Origin of the sequence: Thiohalocapsa sp. (assembly GCF_022340605.1) — a bacterium.
Lineage (GTDB): Bacteria > Pseudomonadota > Gammaproteobacteria > Chromatiales > Chromatiaceae > Thiohalocapsa.
Genome location: NZ_JAJDNQ010000089.1, coordinates 15,944 through 33,024 on the forward strand (window position 1 = coordinate 15,944; position 17,081 = coordinate 33,024).

Genomic DNA, 17,081 nt, shown 5'->3' on the forward strand with positions numbered 1-17,081 from the left:
GAGGACTGGCGCAGCAGTGCACTGAGTGCTCAAAGTGCAGGAGCGGAAAGAGTGCATGAAGTGCAAGAGTGCACGCACGGCCCTGCACTCCTGCACTCCTGCACGCCTGCACTCCTGCACTCCTGCACTCCTGCACGCCTGCACTCCTGCACGCCTGCACTCCTGCACGCCTGTAACCTTGATCGCGGCGGAGACGCCGCTCCCACATCGGCCCCGGCACTCTGCACTCTGCACTCTGAACTTCGAAATGCCCCTATCCGAAACCGACCTCGAAGCCATCGTCCTGACTCTGGAACTGGCGACGGTCACGACCCTGATCCTGTTCCTCGTCGGCACACCCATCGCCTGGTGGCTGTCGCGCACCCGCTCGCGCTGGAAGGGACCCATCGGCGCCGTGGTGGCGCTGCCGCTGGTGCTGCCGCCGTCGGTGCTGGGCTTCTATCTCCTGGTGACACTGGGGCCGAACGGCCCCGTGGGCTGGCTCACCCAAACCCTCGGCATCGGCCTCCTGCCCTTCACCTTCTGGGGGCTGGTGGTGGGCTCGGTGCTCTATTCCCTTCCCTTCATGGTGCAGCCGGTGCAGAACGCCTTCGAGGCCATCGGCGAGCGGCCGCTGGAGGCGGCCGCGACCCTGCGCGCGTCGCCACTGGACCGCTTCTTCACCGTGGCGCTGCCGCTGTCGCTGCCGGGCTTCGTCACCGCCGGTATCCTCACCTTCGCGCACACCGTTGGCGAGTTCGGTGTAGTGCTGATGATCGGCGGCAACATCCCGGGCGTGACTCGGGTCGCGTCGGTGCAGATCTACGACTATGTGGAGGCGCTGGAGTACGGCGAGGCGCACCGCCTGGCAGCGGTGCTACTGGTGTTCTCGTTCCTGGTGCTGCTGGCGCTCTACTCCTGGCGGCCGGACCACACACGGAAATGACCATGGCCAAGCCCGGCATCCAAGCCCGCGTCCGCGTCCAGTGGCCCGGCTTCGCGCTGGACGTGGACGAGCGCCTGCCCGGCCTGGGCGTTACGGCGCTGTTCGGCCACTCCGGCTCCGGCAAGACCACGCTGCTGCGCTGCATCGCCGGGCTGGAGCACGCGGCCGCGGGCGAGATCCGGTTCAACGGCGAGACCTGGCAGGACGCCAGCACCTGGGTGCCCACGCACCGCCGCCCCATCGGCTACGTGTTCCAGGAAGCGAGCCTGTTCCCCCACCTGACGGTGCTGAGCAACCTGCGCTATGGACAGAAACGCAGCCAGGCCAAGGGCCAAGGCCAAGATGCAAGGGAAGCCAGGTTCAGCCTGGAGCACGCCATCGAGCTGCTTGGCATCGGCCACCTGCTAAAGCGCCGACCGGCGTCGCTCTCCGGCGGCGAGCGCCAGCGCGTCGGCATCGCCCGCGCGCTGGCGGTGAGCCCGCGGCTGCTGCTTATGGACGAGCCGCTGGCGGCGCTGGACCTGGCGCGCAAGCAGGAGATCCTGCCGTACCTGGAGCGTCTGCACGACGATCTGGAAATCCCGGTGCTCTACGTGAGCCACGCCCCGGACGAGGTCGCGCGGCTCGCCGACCACTTGGTGGTAATGGACGCGGGCCGGGTGCTGGCGAGCGGCCCGCTGAACCAGATCCTGTCGCGGCTGGACCTGCCGATTCGCCTGGGCGAGGACGCGGGCGTGGTGCTCGACGGCCGGGTGGCCGAGCGCGACGAGCGCTGGCACCTGCTGCGGGTCGCCTGCTGCAGCGCGAGCCTCTGGGTGCGCGACAGCGGTGCCGCCATTGGCGACCACGCGCGCATCCGCATCCTGGCGCGCGACGTCAGCATCGCCCACGAACCCAAGACCGGCACCAGCATCCTCAACACCCTGCCCGCCCGCGTGCTATCGCTCGGCAACGACGCCCATCCGGCGCTGTCGCTGGTGAAGCTGGACGTGGCCGGCTCCCCGGTGCTCGCCCGCGTCACCCACCGCTCCGCCGAGCAGTTGGGCCTCGCGCCCGGCATGACCGTCTGGATTCAGATCAAGGCTGTGGCTTTGTTGTGAGCTCAGCGGATCCCGGCACCGAGCCTGCCGCTCCCATATAACGCCACGACAAACGAAAAGGGCCAGCCCGAAGGTCGAGCTGGCCCTTTGCGTTGGCTTGAATTGGTCGGGGTGAAAGGATTCGAACCTTCGACCCCTGCCTCCCGAAGACAGTGCTCTACCAGGCTGAGCTACACCCCGATTGTGTCGTGCGATTGTCTAGCGCGCGTGCCGGCCGCCATGGAGCCGAACGCGTTTTCTTGCCGCTCCGCGGCGTCTTCAGTTCCGTTGTGATCGAAGGCGGCCGGGAACCGCTTTCAATCTTATCGCCTGCACCCGCTCCAGAGTGAAGAGGGGCGGCGTCCGGTCAGTAACGCCTAGCCACCGCGAAGTCCGCCGTGGCCAGCAGTGCGCGCTTCGCGTCCGAGTCCGGCAGGACGTCGAGGGCCTCGTGGGCGAGCTGCGCATGCCGCTTGGCAAGCTGCGCAGTGTATGACAAAGCGTCGGTTTCGACAATGGCTGAAACGACATCGCCGATGCGCTCGCGCCCGCCTTCCTCGATGACTTTGCGCAGCATGTTCCGCTGCGCCTCGCTGCCGACGGCCATGGCGCGGATCAGCGGCAGGGTTGGCTTGCCCTCTTCGAGGTCGTCGCCGATGTGCTTGCCGATGGTCTCGCTGTCTGAGTCGTAGTCCAGCGCGTCGTCCACCAGTTGGAAGGCGACGCCCAAGTGCATGCCGTAGGCGGCGAGCCGGTCCTCCACGTCCTGCGGGGCCTCCGACAGCACGGCGCCAAGCCGGGTGCCGGCCTCGAACAGGGTCGCGGTCTTGCGCTCGATGACCTCCATGTAGCGCGCCTCGTCGGTGTCCGGGTCGTGGGTGTTCAGCAGTTGCAGCACCTCGCCCTCGGCGATGCGGTTGGTGGCGTGCGAGAGCACGTCCATGACCCGCATGATGCCGACGTCCACCATCATCTCGAAGGCGCGCGAGTACAGGAAATCGCCCACCAGCACACTCGCCTCGTTGCCCCAGACGGCGTTGGCGGTGTCGCGATTGCGGCGCAGCTCGGAGCCGTCGACCACATCGTCGTGCAACAGCGTCGCGGTGTGGATGAACTCGATGATGGCGGCCATGTCGATGTGGCGCGCGCCGCCGTAGCCGCAGGCGCGCGCCGCCAGCAGCACCAGCAGCGGGCGCAGCCGCTTGCCGCCACTACCCACGATGTAGTGGCCGATCTGGTTTATAAGCACCACGTTGGACTGCAGGCGCTGAAGGATCAGCTCGTCGACTGCCTGGAGATCGTCGGTAACAGGTGCCCGAATTGCGGAGAGATCCATGGGCGACTTTGTGCGGTAAAGAGCCGGCGATGGTATGTGCCGGGCGCCGACACAGTCAAGTTGATGGCGCAATGGGGGGTGCCCGCATGCACCGGGCGGCCGCCCGCTGAGGCGACTTGGCAAGGCCCGGCCCGGGGAGCATGCCAGCGGTGCGGCGCCAGCCGGGCGCCGGCTTTGGCTTGCCGGCCGGGGGCTTAGCCCGTCGGGCGAGGCCATCGCCATCGCCGGCGTGCCGTCTGGTTCGCAGCCCGCGACTCGGTACGGGCCGGCCCGGGCCGTTGTCCAACCTGCATCACAGTCTCCGCACGACCGCTTCCGCTAGCTTGTGATCGAAGACTGGCCGCGCACCTTCTGCGCCTGCCGCCGACCCGCAGGGCCGGCCTCGCTTCAACGACGGAATCTCCCCCGTGACCGACTCGCTGCTGCGCCTGCTGCTTCTCCTGCCTGTCGTGGCGGGTGTGCCGCTGCTCGCATGGTCGGGCGTGCTGGGGTCCGCCTTCGGTGTGATCTGGGGCACCGCCGCAATGGCCGGCGCGGTCTACCTGGCCGGATCGTGGCTGCTGCGCCCGCGGCGGGCACTGGCCCGCCGCGCCCGGCAACTCGCGCCGGGCGGATCGCATGGGGGCGACGACTGGGCACAGCTCGACGCCTGCCTGGACGCGCTGGGCCGTCAGCGCGAGCAGGACCGCACCCGCATCCGCGAGCTGGAGGCACGTCTGCACCGCGCGCAGGCGGCCGCCGACAGCGCCGACACGGCCAAGCGCGCCTTCCTGGCCAACGTCGGCCACGAGATCCGCACCCCCATGAACGTGGTCGTCGGCATGACGCGTCTGGCACTCAAGCAGGCCGTCACCGCGCAGCAGCGCGATCACCTGCTGCGCGCCGACCGGGCCGCGCATGGAGTACTGAATCAGATCAACAACCTCCTGGACGTCGCGAAGCTGGAAGCGGGCGAGCTGCGGCTGGAACGGTCCGCCTTCGCGCCGGGCGAAATGCTGTCCCAGCTCGTCGCCGGCTATGCGGAGCAGGCGCGGCGCAAGTGCCTCGCGCTGCGCGCCGAGCTGGACCCGCACGTGCCGGCGGCGGTCGTGGGCGACCCGGCCCGCCTGCAACAGGTGCTCGCTGGCCCGACGGACAACGCGCTCAAGTTCACCGACTCGGGCGAGATCGTGCTGGCCTGCAATCTCAGCGAACGAGCGGGCGGCCAGGCGCGGCTCGGCTTCGAGGTGCGCGACACCGCCGCGGACGACGCGCGCTCGGCGCCGCCGGATGAGCAACTGGACGCCCTGGCGGCACAGCGGAAGCTCGGCGTGCTGGGCGCACAGGTGCGCGCCATGGCGGTGCTGCTGGCGGATGTCGACGCCGCCGCCATCAACGCCTTCGAGCCGCTGCGCGGGCGCTTGGCTGGCGTGGTGCCGGGCGAGACCATCGACGCGCTGCAAAATGCCATCAACGGCTTCGACTTCAGCACCGCCGGCGAGCTCCTCCAGGATGTGGCCGAAGCGCTCGGAGTGGTGCTGGCCGAGGGCCACTGAGCAAGCTCCCACGACCCGGACGAGGCAATGCCCCCCTGGCAGCGATGCCCATCGGCCCCCAATGTCTGAATCTCGACGCGATGTCGCGGTCCCACAGGACATTCGACCTCCGCACCCGGGACGACACCGCCAACGCGAGGACTCAGCCGTGAAAAGCCCTTTTCTGCAAGCCTTCGCCGATCTGCCGCAAGCGCTGCCCATCTTCCCGCTCAGCGGCGCCGTGGTGTTGCCGGGCGTGCAGTTGCCGCTCAACATCTTCGAGCCGCGCTATCTGAACATGGTGGCCGCGGCCCTGGCACGGGACCATCTGATCGGCATGGTGCAACCGCGCGCCGATGCCCAGGAACCAGACCCGCCGGCGGTGTACCGCATCGGCTGCGCCGGGCGCATCACCTCCTACAGCGAGACCAACGACGGCCGCATCGTGCTGGTGTTGACCGGACTCTGCCGCTTCGAGATCGCCGAGGAGCTGCCGGAGCTTGACGGCTACCGGCGCGTACGCCCGGACTGGAGCCGCTTCGCCGCCGACTATGACCTCGAAGCCGGCGCCATCAGTAACCGCGAGCGCTTCATGGGCTCGCTGCGCGCCTTCTGCGACCACCGCCGGGTGGAGGTGCCATGGGACGACATCGGCAAAATGGAAGACTTCGATCTGGTCAACCTGCTCTGCGCCCACCTGCCGCTCGGCGCCGATGACAAGCAGGCCCTGCTGGAGACCGACGGCATCGACGCCCGCGCCGACCTGATGCGGGGGCTGATGGAAATGTCACTGTTCGGCGGCCACGCCTCTGGCGGTGAGCAGCGGCACTAGTACCGCGTTTGCGCCAATTTTGCAGGGCACCAACTCGGGTGGGGCCGGAGCCGAGGAACCTGATCGAAGTCTCTGCTCGTGGTCGTGGTCGGATACTCGACAACGACAACGAGGCTAGGACAAACGCTGCACTGGTCCAACCACACCGACATGCGGCTAAGCACTGGTGGCCGAGGCGAAGTCGAAATCGGCACCGGGATCGGTATCGATTTCGATGCCAAGGCGTCGGTGGGCAGTGGCAGCAGAAATCGGGTGCAGGCGTACTCGGACTTGAAATCCTGACGGGTAAGGTTTACTACCTTGTGCGATCGATTCTTACCGACACCGGAGCAGCACCATGGCAGTCACCCTCACCGATGCCGCCGCGCGGCACATCAGCAACATGATCGAGAAGCGCGGGCACGGCCTTGGGCTTCGCATTGGCACCAAGAAGAGCGGGTGCACCGGCTTCGCCTATGTCGTCGACTACGCCGACGAGGTCGCGGCAGGCGATCAGGTCTTCGAGAGTCACGGCGTGAAGGTGGTCGTTGACGACCAGAGCCTGCCGCGCCTGGACGGCATGGAGGTCGACTTCGTCAAGACCAGCCTGCTTAACGAGGGCTTCGAGTTCCGCAACCCGAACATAAAGGACCAGTGTGGCTGCGGCGAGTCCTTCAGCGTCTGAGCACCAGGCATTGCACCGAGCCTCAGACCAAGCCCAAGCCGAAAGCCACCGCCGACAAGCCCCCCCCCCGCGCCTATGACCACCGACCCCGAGATCCAGGACATCGTCGAGACCTTCGAGCTGCTCGGCGATTGGGACCAGCGCTACGAATATCTGGTTGAGCTCGGCGAGCAGCTGCCGCCCATGGACCCCGCGCTCAAAGTGGATGCCAACCGCGTCATGGAATGCATGAGCACCGTGCACGTCATGCCCGAGCCGCTGAACGGTGGCCCGCGGCTCAGATTCCAGGGCGACTGCGACACCGCCATCATCAAGGGCGTCGTGGCGCTGCTGGTGCAGGTGTTCTCCGGCAAGACGCCGGCGGAGATCGAGGCCACCGACGTGGACGACCTGTTCACGGGCCTCCAACTCGAAGAGCACCTGAGCCCGAATCGCCACGTCGGCGTCTACGCCATCGTCAACAAGATGAAGGGCCAGGCGAAACAGAGGGGCTAGGATCGTAGGTCCGGTTAGCGATAGCGTAACCCGACCTACACGGAATGCTTTCACAGTCTCCGCGCTCGGCCACCCTGCGCGCCTGCGCTACGCGTGATCGGCCCACACTGCCAAGCAGCCGGACCGAGTGGCGAGCATCGGCCGCACTTCGCACTTCGCACTTTTCTTCAGATTTCCCCCCACATCCGCACCAGGTTGCTGTAGCTGCGGTCCACCAGCCCCGTGTGCTCGGCTTCGGGCGCGGTCTTCAGCAGGTGCTCCCGGGCGAGGTTCAGCTCGTACAGCAGCTCGCGCCGCGCCGGGTCCCGCACGTAGCTCTGTATCCAGGTGAGCGCCACCAGCCGCTCGCCGCGGCTGACCTCGGCCACACGATGCAGGCTGGAGGACGGGTAGACCACCGCATCACCGGCCGGCAGCTTGACTCGGCGCTCGCCGAAGCTGGTGCGGATGACCAGCTCGCCGCCGTCGTATTCCTCGGGCGCGTTCAGGAAGACGGTCATGGACACGTCGGTGCGAAAGCGCGGCCCGCTCGCGCCCATGATCGGGTCGTCCACGTGGTCGCCGTAGGCCATGCCGGGGCGGTAACGGGCGAAGATCGGGTCCGCCACCCGGTGCGGCAGCACACCGAAGCGAAAGGTTTCGTTGTAGCCGAGGCTCGCCATCAGGATCCGAATCAGGCGCTGGATGCGCTCCGGCTCCTGCCCGAGCTCCTCGTTGTGCTTGACCCGCGCCGCCGCAAAGCCGGCCGTGAGCTTGCCGTCGACGAAGTCGCCGCCACGGATGATCTCGCGCATCCTGTCGAGCTGGGCGGCATTGAGCAGGTTCGGGATGGTCAGCAGCATGGTGGGCTCGGGGTCGCGGGTGACTTGGACGGACGCGGCACGGCCAGGGCCTGTTGGCAGGAGCCGATCGCGGCGGCGGGCGCGTTTGATACCATACCGCGACAACGCGCACCGCAGCTCATTGGAGGTCGACGTATGCTCCTCAAGGCCATCATCGAGGACCAGGAATACACTCTGAACGTTCCGGAAAATGTGCTCGCCGGTAGCGCGGACTTCTGCGCGAAGCTGGACGCGGACATGGACGGCGGCTGGCAGATGAGCCGCGAGTGGGTGCAGTCGCCGAACCTCGAGCAACGCTGCCAGATCGTCGCCGACAAGCTGCTCTCGGCGCTGGAGAAGGAGAACCACAAGGTCGGCATGCTGATGGCCGCCTACATCCTGAAGCGGCTGCCGAACGTCGAGGCGGTGGAGCTCGACGTGCGAGGCGAGATCCAAAACAACACCTTCCGCTTTCGCGAGGCCCCGCCAGCCCGTCCGGCCGCAACGCCCGCTGCAACTCCGGCCGCGGTGGCACCGGCGAGCGAGCCGGCGGCAACACCGGCCACGGGCGCCGGCATGCCGGCAGGCCTGAATCGCATGCAGGCCATGGCCCAGGCGGGTAGTGATGTCACCAAGGTCTTCAAGGTGGGCAAGGCGTGGCGGTTCTCGGTCTACGACCATGGCAGCGGTACCTGGCAGGAGTCCCCGCTCATCGCCACCGAGCAGGAGGCGGAGCGGCTGCGCCAGGCGGCCTTCAAGGAGCGTTATGAAGCGCTCATCGGCACGGGTGCGGGCAACGGTTGACACGGCCACTCTCAGACGAGCAATGACCGTCGCCGGCCCCAAGCCCTATGACGTGACAGCCCCGCTGGCGCTGCGCTGGCGCGCGCCGGGCCGGCGCCCGGACGGAAGGCCAACAGCGAGCCCAGATGGAAACCCAGAGGGGATTGGGGCCAAGGTCATCGCCGCCTGCTTCCCGCATTCCGAGGGGCTCCTGTACCTGGACCTGTTCTGGCACCAGAGCGCGCCGCAGCAGGCCGCACACCTGCTCCGCGGTGAGCTCACCGGCAACGGCCCCTGGCGCATCGGCGACTGGGTCATCAGCGTGCTCGGCTGCCACAATACGGACGCGGACCTGGCCGACGACTTCGCCCGCTGGCGCGACTACCTGGCCAGCAACGCGGCCGCCGCCGAGTACCCGCCGCCGGCGCAGATTCGCGACATCGCGCGCCGGCTCGGCGCGTCGGTCTGATCAACCCATCCCACTGCGCAGCACAGACGACAGCACCGCCTTGGACGGCCCCTCCATCACGGAAACCCTCGGCAGCGTTAGCGCCCTCGGCTGGCAGGGCTGGCTCAGCATTGCGCTGGTGGTGTTCTGCTTCGTGCTGTTCGCCCGCACGCGCATCGCGCCGGACATCGTCACCTCCGGCGCCCTGACCCTGCTGCTGGTGACCGGCGTGCTGAGCGTGGACGAAGCGCTGGCGGGCTTCGCGAATCCCGGCGTCATTACCGTCGCCGTGCTCTACGTGGTGGTCACCGGGCTTACCGAGACGGGCGCGGTGGGCTGGATCGGTCAGTCCCTGCTGGGGCACCCGCGCAACGAGACCAACGCCAGGCTGCGGCTGATGCTGCCGGTGGCGGGCATCAGCGCCTTTCTCAACAACACGCCGGTGGTGGCGATCTTCATCCCGGCAGTGCTGGACTGGGCCAAGCGCCATCGGCTGTCGCTGTCCGGCCTGCTCATCCCGCTCAGCTACGCGAGCATCGCCGGCGGCACCTGCACCCTCATCGGCACCAGCACCAACCTGGTGGTGGATGGCATGTACACCGCGCGCACCGGACGTGATGGCCTGGCACTGCTGGAGCTGGCCTGGATCGGCGTGCCCGTGGTGCTGACGGTCATCGTCTACCTGACGCTCTTCGGCCGGCGGCTGCTGCCGGCGCGCATGCCCGCCACCGAGAGCTTCGCGGACGTGCGCAGTTACACGGTTGAGATGCTGGTGCCGGCCGGCAGCCCGCTCGCGGGCAAGAGCATCGAGGCGGCCGGCCTGCGCCAGTTGCCCGGCCTCTACCTGGTAGAGATCGAGCGCAACGGCCAGATCATGCCGGCGGTGTCGTCGCAGGCGGAGCTGCGCGGCGGCGACCGGCTGGTGTTCGCGGGCATGCTGGATTCGGTGATGGACCTGCAGCGCATGCGCGGACTGCGCCCGGCGACAGACCAAGTGTTCAAGCTCAGCGGCAGGCGGCAGGACCGCTGCTTCGTGGAGGCGGTGCTGTCCAACAAGAGCCCGCTGGTGGGCCGCTCGGTGCGCGCGGGCCGCTTCCGCGCCCATTACAACGCCGCCATCATCGCGTTGTCCCGCAACGGCGAGCGGGTGCAGCGCAAGATCGGCGACATCGTGCTGGCGGCCGGCGACACCCTGCTGCTGGAGACGCATCCGGAGTTCGTGCTGCAACAGCGCAACGCGCGGGACTTCTTGGTGGTGGCGCAGCTCGGCAACGACCATCCGCCGGCCCACGAGCGCGCACCGGTGGCCCTGGCCATCGTCACCGCCATGGTGGTGAGTGTCGCCACCGGGCTGCTCAGCATGCTGGAGGCGGCACTGCTCGCCGCGGGCGGCATGGTGCTGACCCGCTGCACCGCCGGCCGCGTCGCGCGGCGGGCACCGGACTGGCAGGTGCTCGTCGTCATCGCCACGTCGCTGGGTATCGGCACCGCGCTCGAGAAGACCGGCGCCGCGAGCATGCTCGCCGGCTCTGTCATCGGCCTGGCGCATGGCCTGCCCTGGCTGTCGCTGGCGCTGGTATTCCTGGCGACGGCACTGCTGACGGCACTGGCCACCAACAACGTCGCCGCCGTGCTGGTGTTCCCCATGGCGATGGACGCCGCCCGGCTCATGGGCGTCAGCCCGGTGCCGTTCATGGTCGCGGTGATGGTCGCCGCCTCCGCAGCCTTCGCCACCCCCATCGGCTACCAGACCAACCTGATGGTGTACAGCGTCGGCGGCTACCGCTTCGGCGACTTCCTGCGCGCCGGTATCCCGCTGACGCTGCTGGTCGGCATCGTCACCGTCGGCCTAGTTCCGCTCATCTGGCCATTCTGACGCCAACCACTCGCGTCTCGTGGCCGGACTTACCTGCGCAGGCGGCAGATCAGGCCCCGGCGAGCGCTGACCGCACGACCACAAGCCCATGTCCGATAAAGACTTTTTTGAATCTTGGCGCCACGGGACTGACGCGAATGTCATCTTTGATTGACACTCGCCGCCCGTTTTTTGTGTCAATCATTCTTCACACAAGGACAAAATGGTTTAGACTCTAGCGTGGCTGTCCCGCCGACGGCCCACCTGCCCCCGTGCCCGGACCCACCGCTGCGGCAGGCTTGCCCGACGCGAAGGGCTCAGCGGCTGTCGGCCCCTTCCCATGCTCAGTTGGAGGATTCGACGTGTCCGCTGCCGCAACCACAAACGCCAAGAAGCACAACGACAACGGGATGACCCCGCTGCCGATGGCGCTACTACCCCTGCTCATCCTGTTCGTAGCCACCTTGGTCCTCTTCTGGCTCACCCAGAAGGGCGTCGGCGCCACCACCACCTATTGGGAGTTCTTCCTGCCGGTGGTGGCGGTGGTGTCGCTGATATCGGGCTGGTCGCAGTCGTACGTCAGCAACAATAACCGCGTCTGGTATCTGGTGCGGCAAATCGTCAACTGGGGCGCCATCATCGGCCTGCTCTACATCCTGAACACGCAGGGCTATCGTGAGCTGATGAACGACCAGCAGTACACCGGCCTCGTGATCTACCTGCTGGCCCTCGGCACCGTGCTCGCAGCCATCCAGATGGACATCAAGATGGTCTTCTTCGCGGTATTCCTGGTGTACTGTGCCTTCCTGGTCGCCGTGCCCACCAACAACCCCACGCTCGCGGGTGTCGGCAACTTCATGAATATCTCCGACCCGCAGAACAAGCCCATGCTGGTCAGCAGCCTCTTGGCGCTCGCCGGCTTCGCGGCCAGCCTGTTCGTGGTGCTGATGATGCGCGGGGCGGTCATCGCCAAGCGCGCCAGCAAGAAGCGCCGCAAGTAGCACACCGCTTGCCCGACGACCCAGGGGCCGGACGCCGCCCCTCGAGGTGCCGCCTCGCCGCGGCGCCGCACGCCAGGGACGGCGCCCCCCCACCCCCCGGCGACACCCCCGCCCTCTCCGCCGCATCGGCAACAGCAGCCGCCCCCCTGTGCCAGGCTCCAGCCACGCCGACCGCGACGCCGTGCCCGCGAACAGCCGCTGCCGCCAGTGCGATGCAGACCGGCCTGTCGACCGGCACACCGGCCCATTGCCGGTGACAGCAGGCGCCGGCGCCCGGATTTCCGCTAACATCCCGGCATGGCTGCGCAAAGCGGCCTCCGACAACAGCAGCAAAGCGCCCAACGAAGCGCACAAGCGGGGGAATCGAATGATGACGTTACGGCAGGCGCGACAGACATCCCGACGGCCGCGAGCACAACAGCTCGGCAGGATCGCGGTGAGGCTGGGTCCCAGCTTGATCGTCGGCCTCATCGTCGCGGGCCCGGCACCGCTGGCAGGCGCCGCGGAGACACCCTGGTCACGCGTCGAGCACGCGTCCCTGGGCAAGCCGACGGCCATCGGCGGGCCGTCCAACGGTTGCATCGCGGGCGCACAGAGCCTGCCGGCCACCGGCACCGGCTTCGTCAGCATCCGCCGCCACCGCAACCGCTTCTACGGCCACCCGGAGACCATCCGCCTGGTCAAGGATCTCGGCAAGGCCATGGACACCCACAACGGCCGGCTCATCATGATCGGCGACCTCTCCCAGCCCCGCGGCGGGCGCATGAATTCATCCCACGTGAGCCACCAGAACGGCCTTGATGTCGACGTTTGGCTGACCCTCGTGGACAGCCCCGCCGGGGCGGTGCGCGCGGCACCGGAGGGCCAGGACCCACCCAGCATGGTCACCCCGGACGGGCTCGAGCTCAGCTCGCGCTTCGGCCCGGACCAGCTCTTCCTCATCCGGACCGCCGCCGCCGAGCCCACCGTGGACCGCATCCTGGTCAACCCGGGCATCAAGCGCGCCCTGTGCAGGATGGAGCACAACGCCGCCTGGCTGCGCAAGCTCCGCCCCTGGTGGGGCCACGACGCCCACATGCATGTGCGCCTCAAGTGCCCGCCCGGCAGCCCGCATTGCCAACAACAGGCCCCCGTGCCGGCGGGCAGCGGCTGCGGCGCCGAGCTCGCCTGGTGGTTCAGCCCCGAGGCCCGCACCCCCACGGCATCATCCAGCAAGCCTCGGGCCCGGCCGCGGCCGCCTGCGCAGTGCCAGGTGTTGTTGCGAGGCTCCTAGTACCCCGTTTCAGCCAACTTTGCAGGGCGCCAACCCAGGTGGGGCCGGAGCTGAGGAACCTGGTCGAAGTCTCTGGTCTTGGTCGTGGTCGTAATCGGATACTCGACAACGACAACGACAACGACAGCAAAGTAAGGACAAGCGCTGCACTAGGACGATTGCGCCGAACCGCGACTGACCGCTGCTGGCCGGCGCGACATCGAAATCGGGATCGGCTCCGCACCGGCCACAACACGGGCGGAAGCCGGTGCGGCCAGCCGCGGTCACCGCGACGTCAACAGCCTGTTTTCGCAAGGCTGTCCCAGTCGCGAAGCGCATTCATCACAAGCCGGGACGGCGGATGCGCTTCCCCTATGAACGCTTGCGCGCGTCTCAATCCGGCCAGAATCCGTCTTCCAGCAGATCGTCGGCTCTGTATGGGCAATCGGCGGGGAAGGTGGACGGATCAAGTCCGGTCTCTTGCGTCGCGATGCGCAACGCATCGGGGTAGGCTTGGGATACCGCTTCCGGGAGAAATGGCTTGAGGCTCGGACTCAGCCGGAGCTCCCGATCGATCTGGACGCGCTGTTCCACGATGGAGCCGCGCCAACTGGAGGAACGATGGGCAGGCTGATACTGCCACTTCAGCAAATGGGCGATTAGGATGATGAGCCGGCTGACCAGTTCGTTGCGCTCGCGACGACTCATAGCTTCCAGTTCCTCTGCGAGCTGCTCGGCGTCGAGCTCTTGCAAGCGCCCCGTGCGGAGGAGGACAGCCTGGGCGTTGATCCAGGCGTCATAGTCGGCTGCGTAGGGATCGGCGTTGGCGTGCATGTCAGTGCCCGTTGCAGATTCGTGCTTATCTACCCGAGTGTAGGCCCGCACAAGGTGCCTTGAAAGACCTGGCAGCATGGCAGCGGCGGCAAGCCGGGCCTCGGCCGCCAGCCTCGCCCTACACTTCAGCCGCCAGGCCGATCGCCCGGCGCAGCGCCGCCTCCATCGCCGCCTCGCTCACCGGCAGCGGCAGCGCCGCGAACACGGGGAAGCGCGCGCGCAGAATGTCCAGCTTGGGCTGGTGCTCGGGCTGGTAGATGCAGATGACGCGGACTTCCGGGTGCTTCTGGAGCCGGGCCATCAGGGTCTCGAGGTTACTGGTGCGGTCGCGGAAGTCGGACTGGAAGTTGTACTCCGCGACAATGACGTTCGGGATGCGGCGCTTGAGGGCCGCTTGCGCCTTGCGCTGGGAATTGACCAGCTCGGCGTCGAAGCCGAGACGCTGGTAGAGGGGAGTGAAGTTGGGGTAGCCGCCGAGCTCGATGATGGCCAGCAGATGTGGTGAGTTTGGGATGGCCGTGGTCATGGCGATGCCGGGTGGGGCTTCGGGGTGGGAGTATGAGTGCGAAGTGCGGAGTGCTGCGCGGCAGGCTTACGCCCCGTACGTCATGCTCCGTACTCCGTGCTCTCTCACGCAAAAACCACCCAGGTCGTCGCGATGTACTTGACGCCGTCTTCGACGCGGTTCGCACGATGCTCATGCGTCCAGAAGGGCGGGAAGAGGACGAGCTTGCCGCGCTCGGGACGTACGCTCAAGCCTTGGTAGAGAAACTGGGTCTCGCCACCGGGACCGGGTACGTCGTTGAGGTACCACAGCGCCACGAGTTGGCGCTGGCTCAGCTCATGGCTGCCGCCGTCTACATGCCACTGGTAGAACTGGCCTGGCAGGTAGCGCTGCACCTGGTAGCCCAGGTCCTTGAACGGCCCCTTGAAGTAAGGGTAAGTCTCGCGAAACTCGCGCATCGCAGCGGCAAGCGACTGGAAGAACATCTGGTCGACATCGCGCCAGTCTTCCTTGTTGCTGACGACGAGATCCATGGTCTGCTTGACGGAGCTGTCCTCCTCGCGGAGCTGGCCGACGCGGCCGGCGTACTGCTGCTCGGGATTGGCCTCGAAGCGCTCAACGACCTCATCGCAGAAACTGGGCGGCAGCGCGCCGCGGCGCTCGAAGATGAAGCTGCCGGGCTTGACCTCACGCAGGGTCGGCAACGGCGCGAAAGGACGTTCGGGATCGAGCTGGATCATGGATGCTGTGCCGTGTTGCTAGTGCGGATTGGCGGACGCGCTTTGAGACCGTGAAAGCATTGGATGTATGAGAGGTCAGGTTAGCGCAGCGTAGCTCGACGCTGGGCGCCAGTAAGAGCGCGAGTGAGCCATTGATTGTCGGGTTACGCTATCGTTACTCATCTTCCGTTTCGGCTGCGTCGCCGGCGGCGACGGCAATGCGCTCAAAGGGCACGCGGTCCGGCGGTCCATCGGCATGCAGGAATACGGGCAGGGCGTCGAAGCCAGGATAGGCGGGGATCGCCACAAGGCTGCTGGCGACGGTGCCGTACGGCTCGCCCTGGACCTCGATGCCGTCCAGGTTCATGGCGTTCTGCCGCTCGGCGGCGGACATATCGTCGGCGGCGCGCTGTCCGAGCAAGGCGATCCAGTCCTGCCAGTCGCCGCCGTCCGCGCTGGGTTGGGGCTCGGCCGCGGCGCGGAAGGCCGGCAGGAAGCGGGCGATACGCGGCTGCGTCACGTCATCCAGCTCGGTGGCGGTGAGCATGTGCAGGCCGTCGGGCACGGGGTGGACGCGGATCTCGCCGTCACCGCCGTGGCGCAACCAGTAGCAGTCGCGGGGGTCTGCGACGAGCAGGTTGAAGGGGCGATAGGCGTCCGGATGCAGATCGGCCAAGGCACCGGCAGCCGCGCTGGCCTCGGCGTGGTCCAGCGCCTCCAGCACCAGTTCGCCACGGCTGCGGCGCCCGGGCTGCGGCCCGAGCGTGCCGGTGCGGTTCAGCACGCAGGCGACGAGGCCGTGGTCGTTGATGCCGAGCCAGCTGCCCTCGGCCTCCAGGTCTAATCCGGCGACGACCTCCGGCCGGTCCGGCCAGTGCCTGGCGGGCGGCCGCGACGGGCGCGAGCGCAATTCGTCGCGGTTCGCTGCCAGCAGCAGCGGCCAGTCATGTCCGGGGCGGCGAAGGACGACGACGGTGCACATGCACAAGAGAGGGCCAAGGGCCAAGCGCCGTGGGCCTTGCGGGGCCGGCACTTTGCACTCGGCCCTCGGCCCTTCCTTTATGGACGATCATCCACTACCTGCCCTTCCTTCGCGACCGGCGAAGGCACCAGGTCCGCCTTGCTGATGCCGAGCCAGACGGCGATGGCGGTGGCGATGTAGATGGTCGAGTAGGTGCCGACGACGATGCCGATGATGAGCGCCAGTGAGAAGCCGGCGATGGCCTCGCCGCCCAGGAAGTACAGCGCCAGCAGCACCATGAGCGTGGTGCCGGAGGTGATGATGGTGCGCGAGAGCGTCTGGTTGATGGAGCGGTTGCTGATCTCCAGCACCGTGCCCTTGCGGATCTTGCGGAAGTTCTCGCGGATACGGTCGAAGATGACGATGGTGTCGTTCAGCGAGTAGCCGATGACCGCCAGCACGGCCGCGAGCACGGTGAGGTCGAACTCGATCTGGAAGATGGAGAACATGCCCACCGTGAAGATGACGTCGTGCACCAGGGCCGCGACAGCACCCACCGCAAAGCGCCACTCGAAACGGAAGGCGACGTAGATCAGGATGCCGATCAGCGCGAACAGCACCGCCAGCCCGCCCTGCTCGCGCAACTGCTCGCCCACCTGCGGGCCGACGAACTCCACGCGCCGGACCTGCACGTCATGCCCTGCGGACTGGCCCAGGATGCGCACCAGCCGATCGCTGAGCTGGGAGCTGCTGCCCTCACCCTCGGGCCGCGGCGGCAGCCGGATCAGGATGTCGGTACGCGAGCCGAAGTACTGGACAATGGCGTCCGGAAAGCCATTGTCGGCGAGGGTGCCGGTGACATCGGCGATCTCGACAGGGTTCTGGTAGCCGAGCTCGATGACGGTGCCGCCGGTGAAGTCGAGCCCGAACTCGAACCCGCGAAATAACATCGACAGCAGGCAAATGATCAACGCCACGCCGGAGGCGATGGCGGCGATGTACCGCTTGCCCATGAAGTCGATGTTGAGCTCCTTGCGCGTCTGTGCTTTGGCCATGG

18 protein-coding genes and 1 tRNA gene are annotated in these 17,081 nt (G+C 67.5%); 11 read left to right on the top strand and 8 right to left on the bottom strand.

All coding sequences use genetic code 11. The features are described from left to right. Positions 1-247: 247 nt before the first annotated feature. Together modB and modC are read left to right on the top strand one after the other, a co-directional pair. On the top strand, positions 248-925 hold the full coding sequence (gene modB, locus LJE69_RS12220) for a molybdate ABC transporter permease subunit (RefSeq protein WP_296925362.1): 678 nt from the start codon (positions 248-250) through the stop codon (positions 923-925). Next, positions 922-2,025, top strand: coding sequence for a molybdenum ABC transporter ATP-binding protein (gene modC / locus LJE69_RS12225; RefSeq protein WP_367114672.1), 1,104 nt, complete (start codon positions 922-924; stop codon positions 2,023-2,025). The genes modB and modC overlap by 4 nt, the downstream gene beginning before the upstream one ends. Positions 2,026-2,128: 103 nt before the next feature. On the opposite strand, the gene LJE69_RS12230 is transcribed toward modC, so the two are convergent. Both LJE69_RS12230 and LJE69_RS12235 read right to left on the bottom strand, forming a co-directional pair. Further along, a tRNA-Pro gene (locus LJE69_RS12230) sits at positions 2,129-2,205 on the bottom strand. Between the two features lie 166 nt (positions 2,206-2,371). After that, positions 2,372-3,340: a polyprenyl synthetase family protein gene (locus tag LJE69_RS12235; RefSeq protein ID WP_296925366.1), complete on the bottom strand. Its 969-nt coding sequence runs from the start codon at positions 3,338-3,340 to the stop codon at positions 2,372-2,374. Between the two features lie 407 nt (positions 3,341-3,747). Here LJE69_RS12235 and LJE69_RS12240 point away from each other — a divergent pair, with 407 nt between their 5' ends. From LJE69_RS12240 to LJE69_RS12255, 4 genes are all read left to right on the top strand, one after another. After that, on the top strand, positions 3,748-4,875 hold the full coding sequence (locus tag LJE69_RS12240) for a histidine kinase dimerization/phospho-acceptor domain-containing protein (protein WP_296925368.1): 1,128 nt from the start codon (positions 3,748-3,750) through the stop codon (positions 4,873-4,875). A 148-nt stretch (positions 4,876-5,023) separates the two neighbouring features. Further along, positions 5,024-5,686: an LON peptidase substrate-binding domain-containing protein gene (locus tag LJE69_RS12245; RefSeq protein WP_296925370.1), complete on the top strand. Its 663-nt coding sequence runs from the start codon at positions 5,024-5,026 to the stop codon at positions 5,684-5,686. 337 nt (positions 5,687-6,023) lie between these two features. Next, positions 6,024-6,350 carry an iron-sulfur cluster assembly accessory protein gene (locus LJE69_RS12250; RefSeq protein WP_296925372.1) on the top strand — a complete coding sequence of 109 codons (327 nt, stop codon included), beginning with the start codon at positions 6,024-6,026 and terminating at the stop codon, positions 6,348-6,350. 75 nt (positions 6,351-6,425) lie between these two features. Continuing rightward, complete coding sequence (locus LJE69_RS12255; RefSeq protein WP_296925373.1) at positions 6,426-6,845, top strand: SufE family protein; 420 nt, start codon at positions 6,426-6,428, stop codon at positions 6,843-6,845. A 167-nt stretch (positions 6,846-7,012) separates the two neighbouring features. Here the strand turns inward: LJE69_RS12255 and LJE69_RS12260 are convergent, their stop codons facing one another. Then, entirely contained in the window at positions 7,013-7,687 is a 675-nt protein-coding gene (locus LJE69_RS12260) for a Fe2+-dependent dioxygenase (protein ID WP_296925375.1), read from the bottom strand. A 135-nt stretch (positions 7,688-7,822) separates the two neighbouring features. On the opposite strand from LJE69_RS12260, the gene LJE69_RS12265 reads away from it, so the two are divergent. The 5 genes from LJE69_RS12265 (at position 7,823) to mepA (ending at position 13,026) form a co-directional block, all read left to right on the top strand. Continuing rightward, positions 7,823-8,470: a hypothetical protein gene (locus LJE69_RS12265; protein ID WP_296925377.1), complete on the top strand. Its 648-nt coding sequence runs from the start codon at positions 7,823-7,825 to the stop codon at positions 8,468-8,470. A gap of 22 nt (positions 8,471-8,492) precedes the next feature. Further along, positions 8,493-8,918 (top strand): hypothetical protein, encoded by a 426-nt coding sequence (locus LJE69_RS12270; protein WP_296925379.1) that lies wholly within the window; start codon positions 8,493-8,495, stop codon positions 8,916-8,918. A gap of 40 nt (positions 8,919-8,958) precedes the next feature. Further along, entirely contained in the window at positions 8,959-10,773 is a 1,815-nt protein-coding gene (locus LJE69_RS12275) for an SLC13 family permease (protein ID WP_296925380.1), read from the top strand. 341 nt (positions 10,774-11,114) lie between these two features. Further along, positions 11,115-11,753 carry a hypothetical protein gene (locus tag LJE69_RS12280; RefSeq protein WP_296925382.1) on the top strand — a complete coding sequence of 213 codons (639 nt, stop codon included), beginning with the start codon at positions 11,115-11,117 and terminating at the stop codon, positions 11,751-11,753. A gap of 436 nt (positions 11,754-12,189) precedes the next feature. Beyond that, positions 12,190-13,026, top strand: coding sequence for a penicillin-insensitive murein endopeptidase (gene mepA / locus LJE69_RS12285; RefSeq protein ID WP_296925384.1), 837 nt, complete (start codon positions 12,190-12,192; stop codon positions 13,024-13,026). 372 nt (positions 13,027-13,398) lie between these two features. On the opposite strand, the gene LJE69_RS12290 is transcribed toward mepA, so the two are convergent. The 5 genes from LJE69_RS12290 to secF all read right to left on the bottom strand — a co-directional run bounded on the left by LJE69_RS12290 (position 13,399) and on the right by secF (position 17,079). Continuing rightward, positions 13,399-13,839 (bottom strand): DUF29 domain-containing protein, encoded by a 441-nt coding sequence (locus tag LJE69_RS12290; protein ID WP_296925386.1) that lies wholly within the window; start codon positions 13,837-13,839, stop codon positions 13,399-13,401. Between the two features lie 118 nt (positions 13,840-13,957). Beyond that, a complete protein-coding gene (locus tag LJE69_RS12295) occupies positions 13,958-14,365 on the bottom strand; it encodes a hypothetical protein (protein WP_296925388.1) in 408 nt (135 codons plus the stop codon). A 104-nt stretch (positions 14,366-14,469) separates the two neighbouring features. After that, positions 14,470-15,084 (bottom strand): 2OG-Fe(II) oxygenase, encoded by a 615-nt coding sequence (locus tag LJE69_RS12300; protein WP_296925390.1) that lies wholly within the window; start codon positions 15,082-15,084, stop codon positions 14,470-14,472. 154 nt (positions 15,085-15,238) lie between these two features. After that, positions 15,239-16,045, bottom strand: coding sequence for an NRDE family protein (locus tag LJE69_RS12305; protein ID WP_296925392.1), 807 nt, complete (start codon positions 16,043-16,045; stop codon positions 15,239-15,241). Between the two features lie 77 nt (positions 16,046-16,122). After that, positions 16,123-17,079 carry a protein translocase subunit SecF gene (secF, locus tag LJE69_RS12310; RefSeq protein WP_296925394.1) on the bottom strand — a complete coding sequence of 319 codons (957 nt, stop codon included), beginning with the start codon at positions 17,077-17,079 and terminating at the stop codon, positions 16,123-16,125. Positions 17,080-17,081 lie beyond the last annotated feature (2 nt).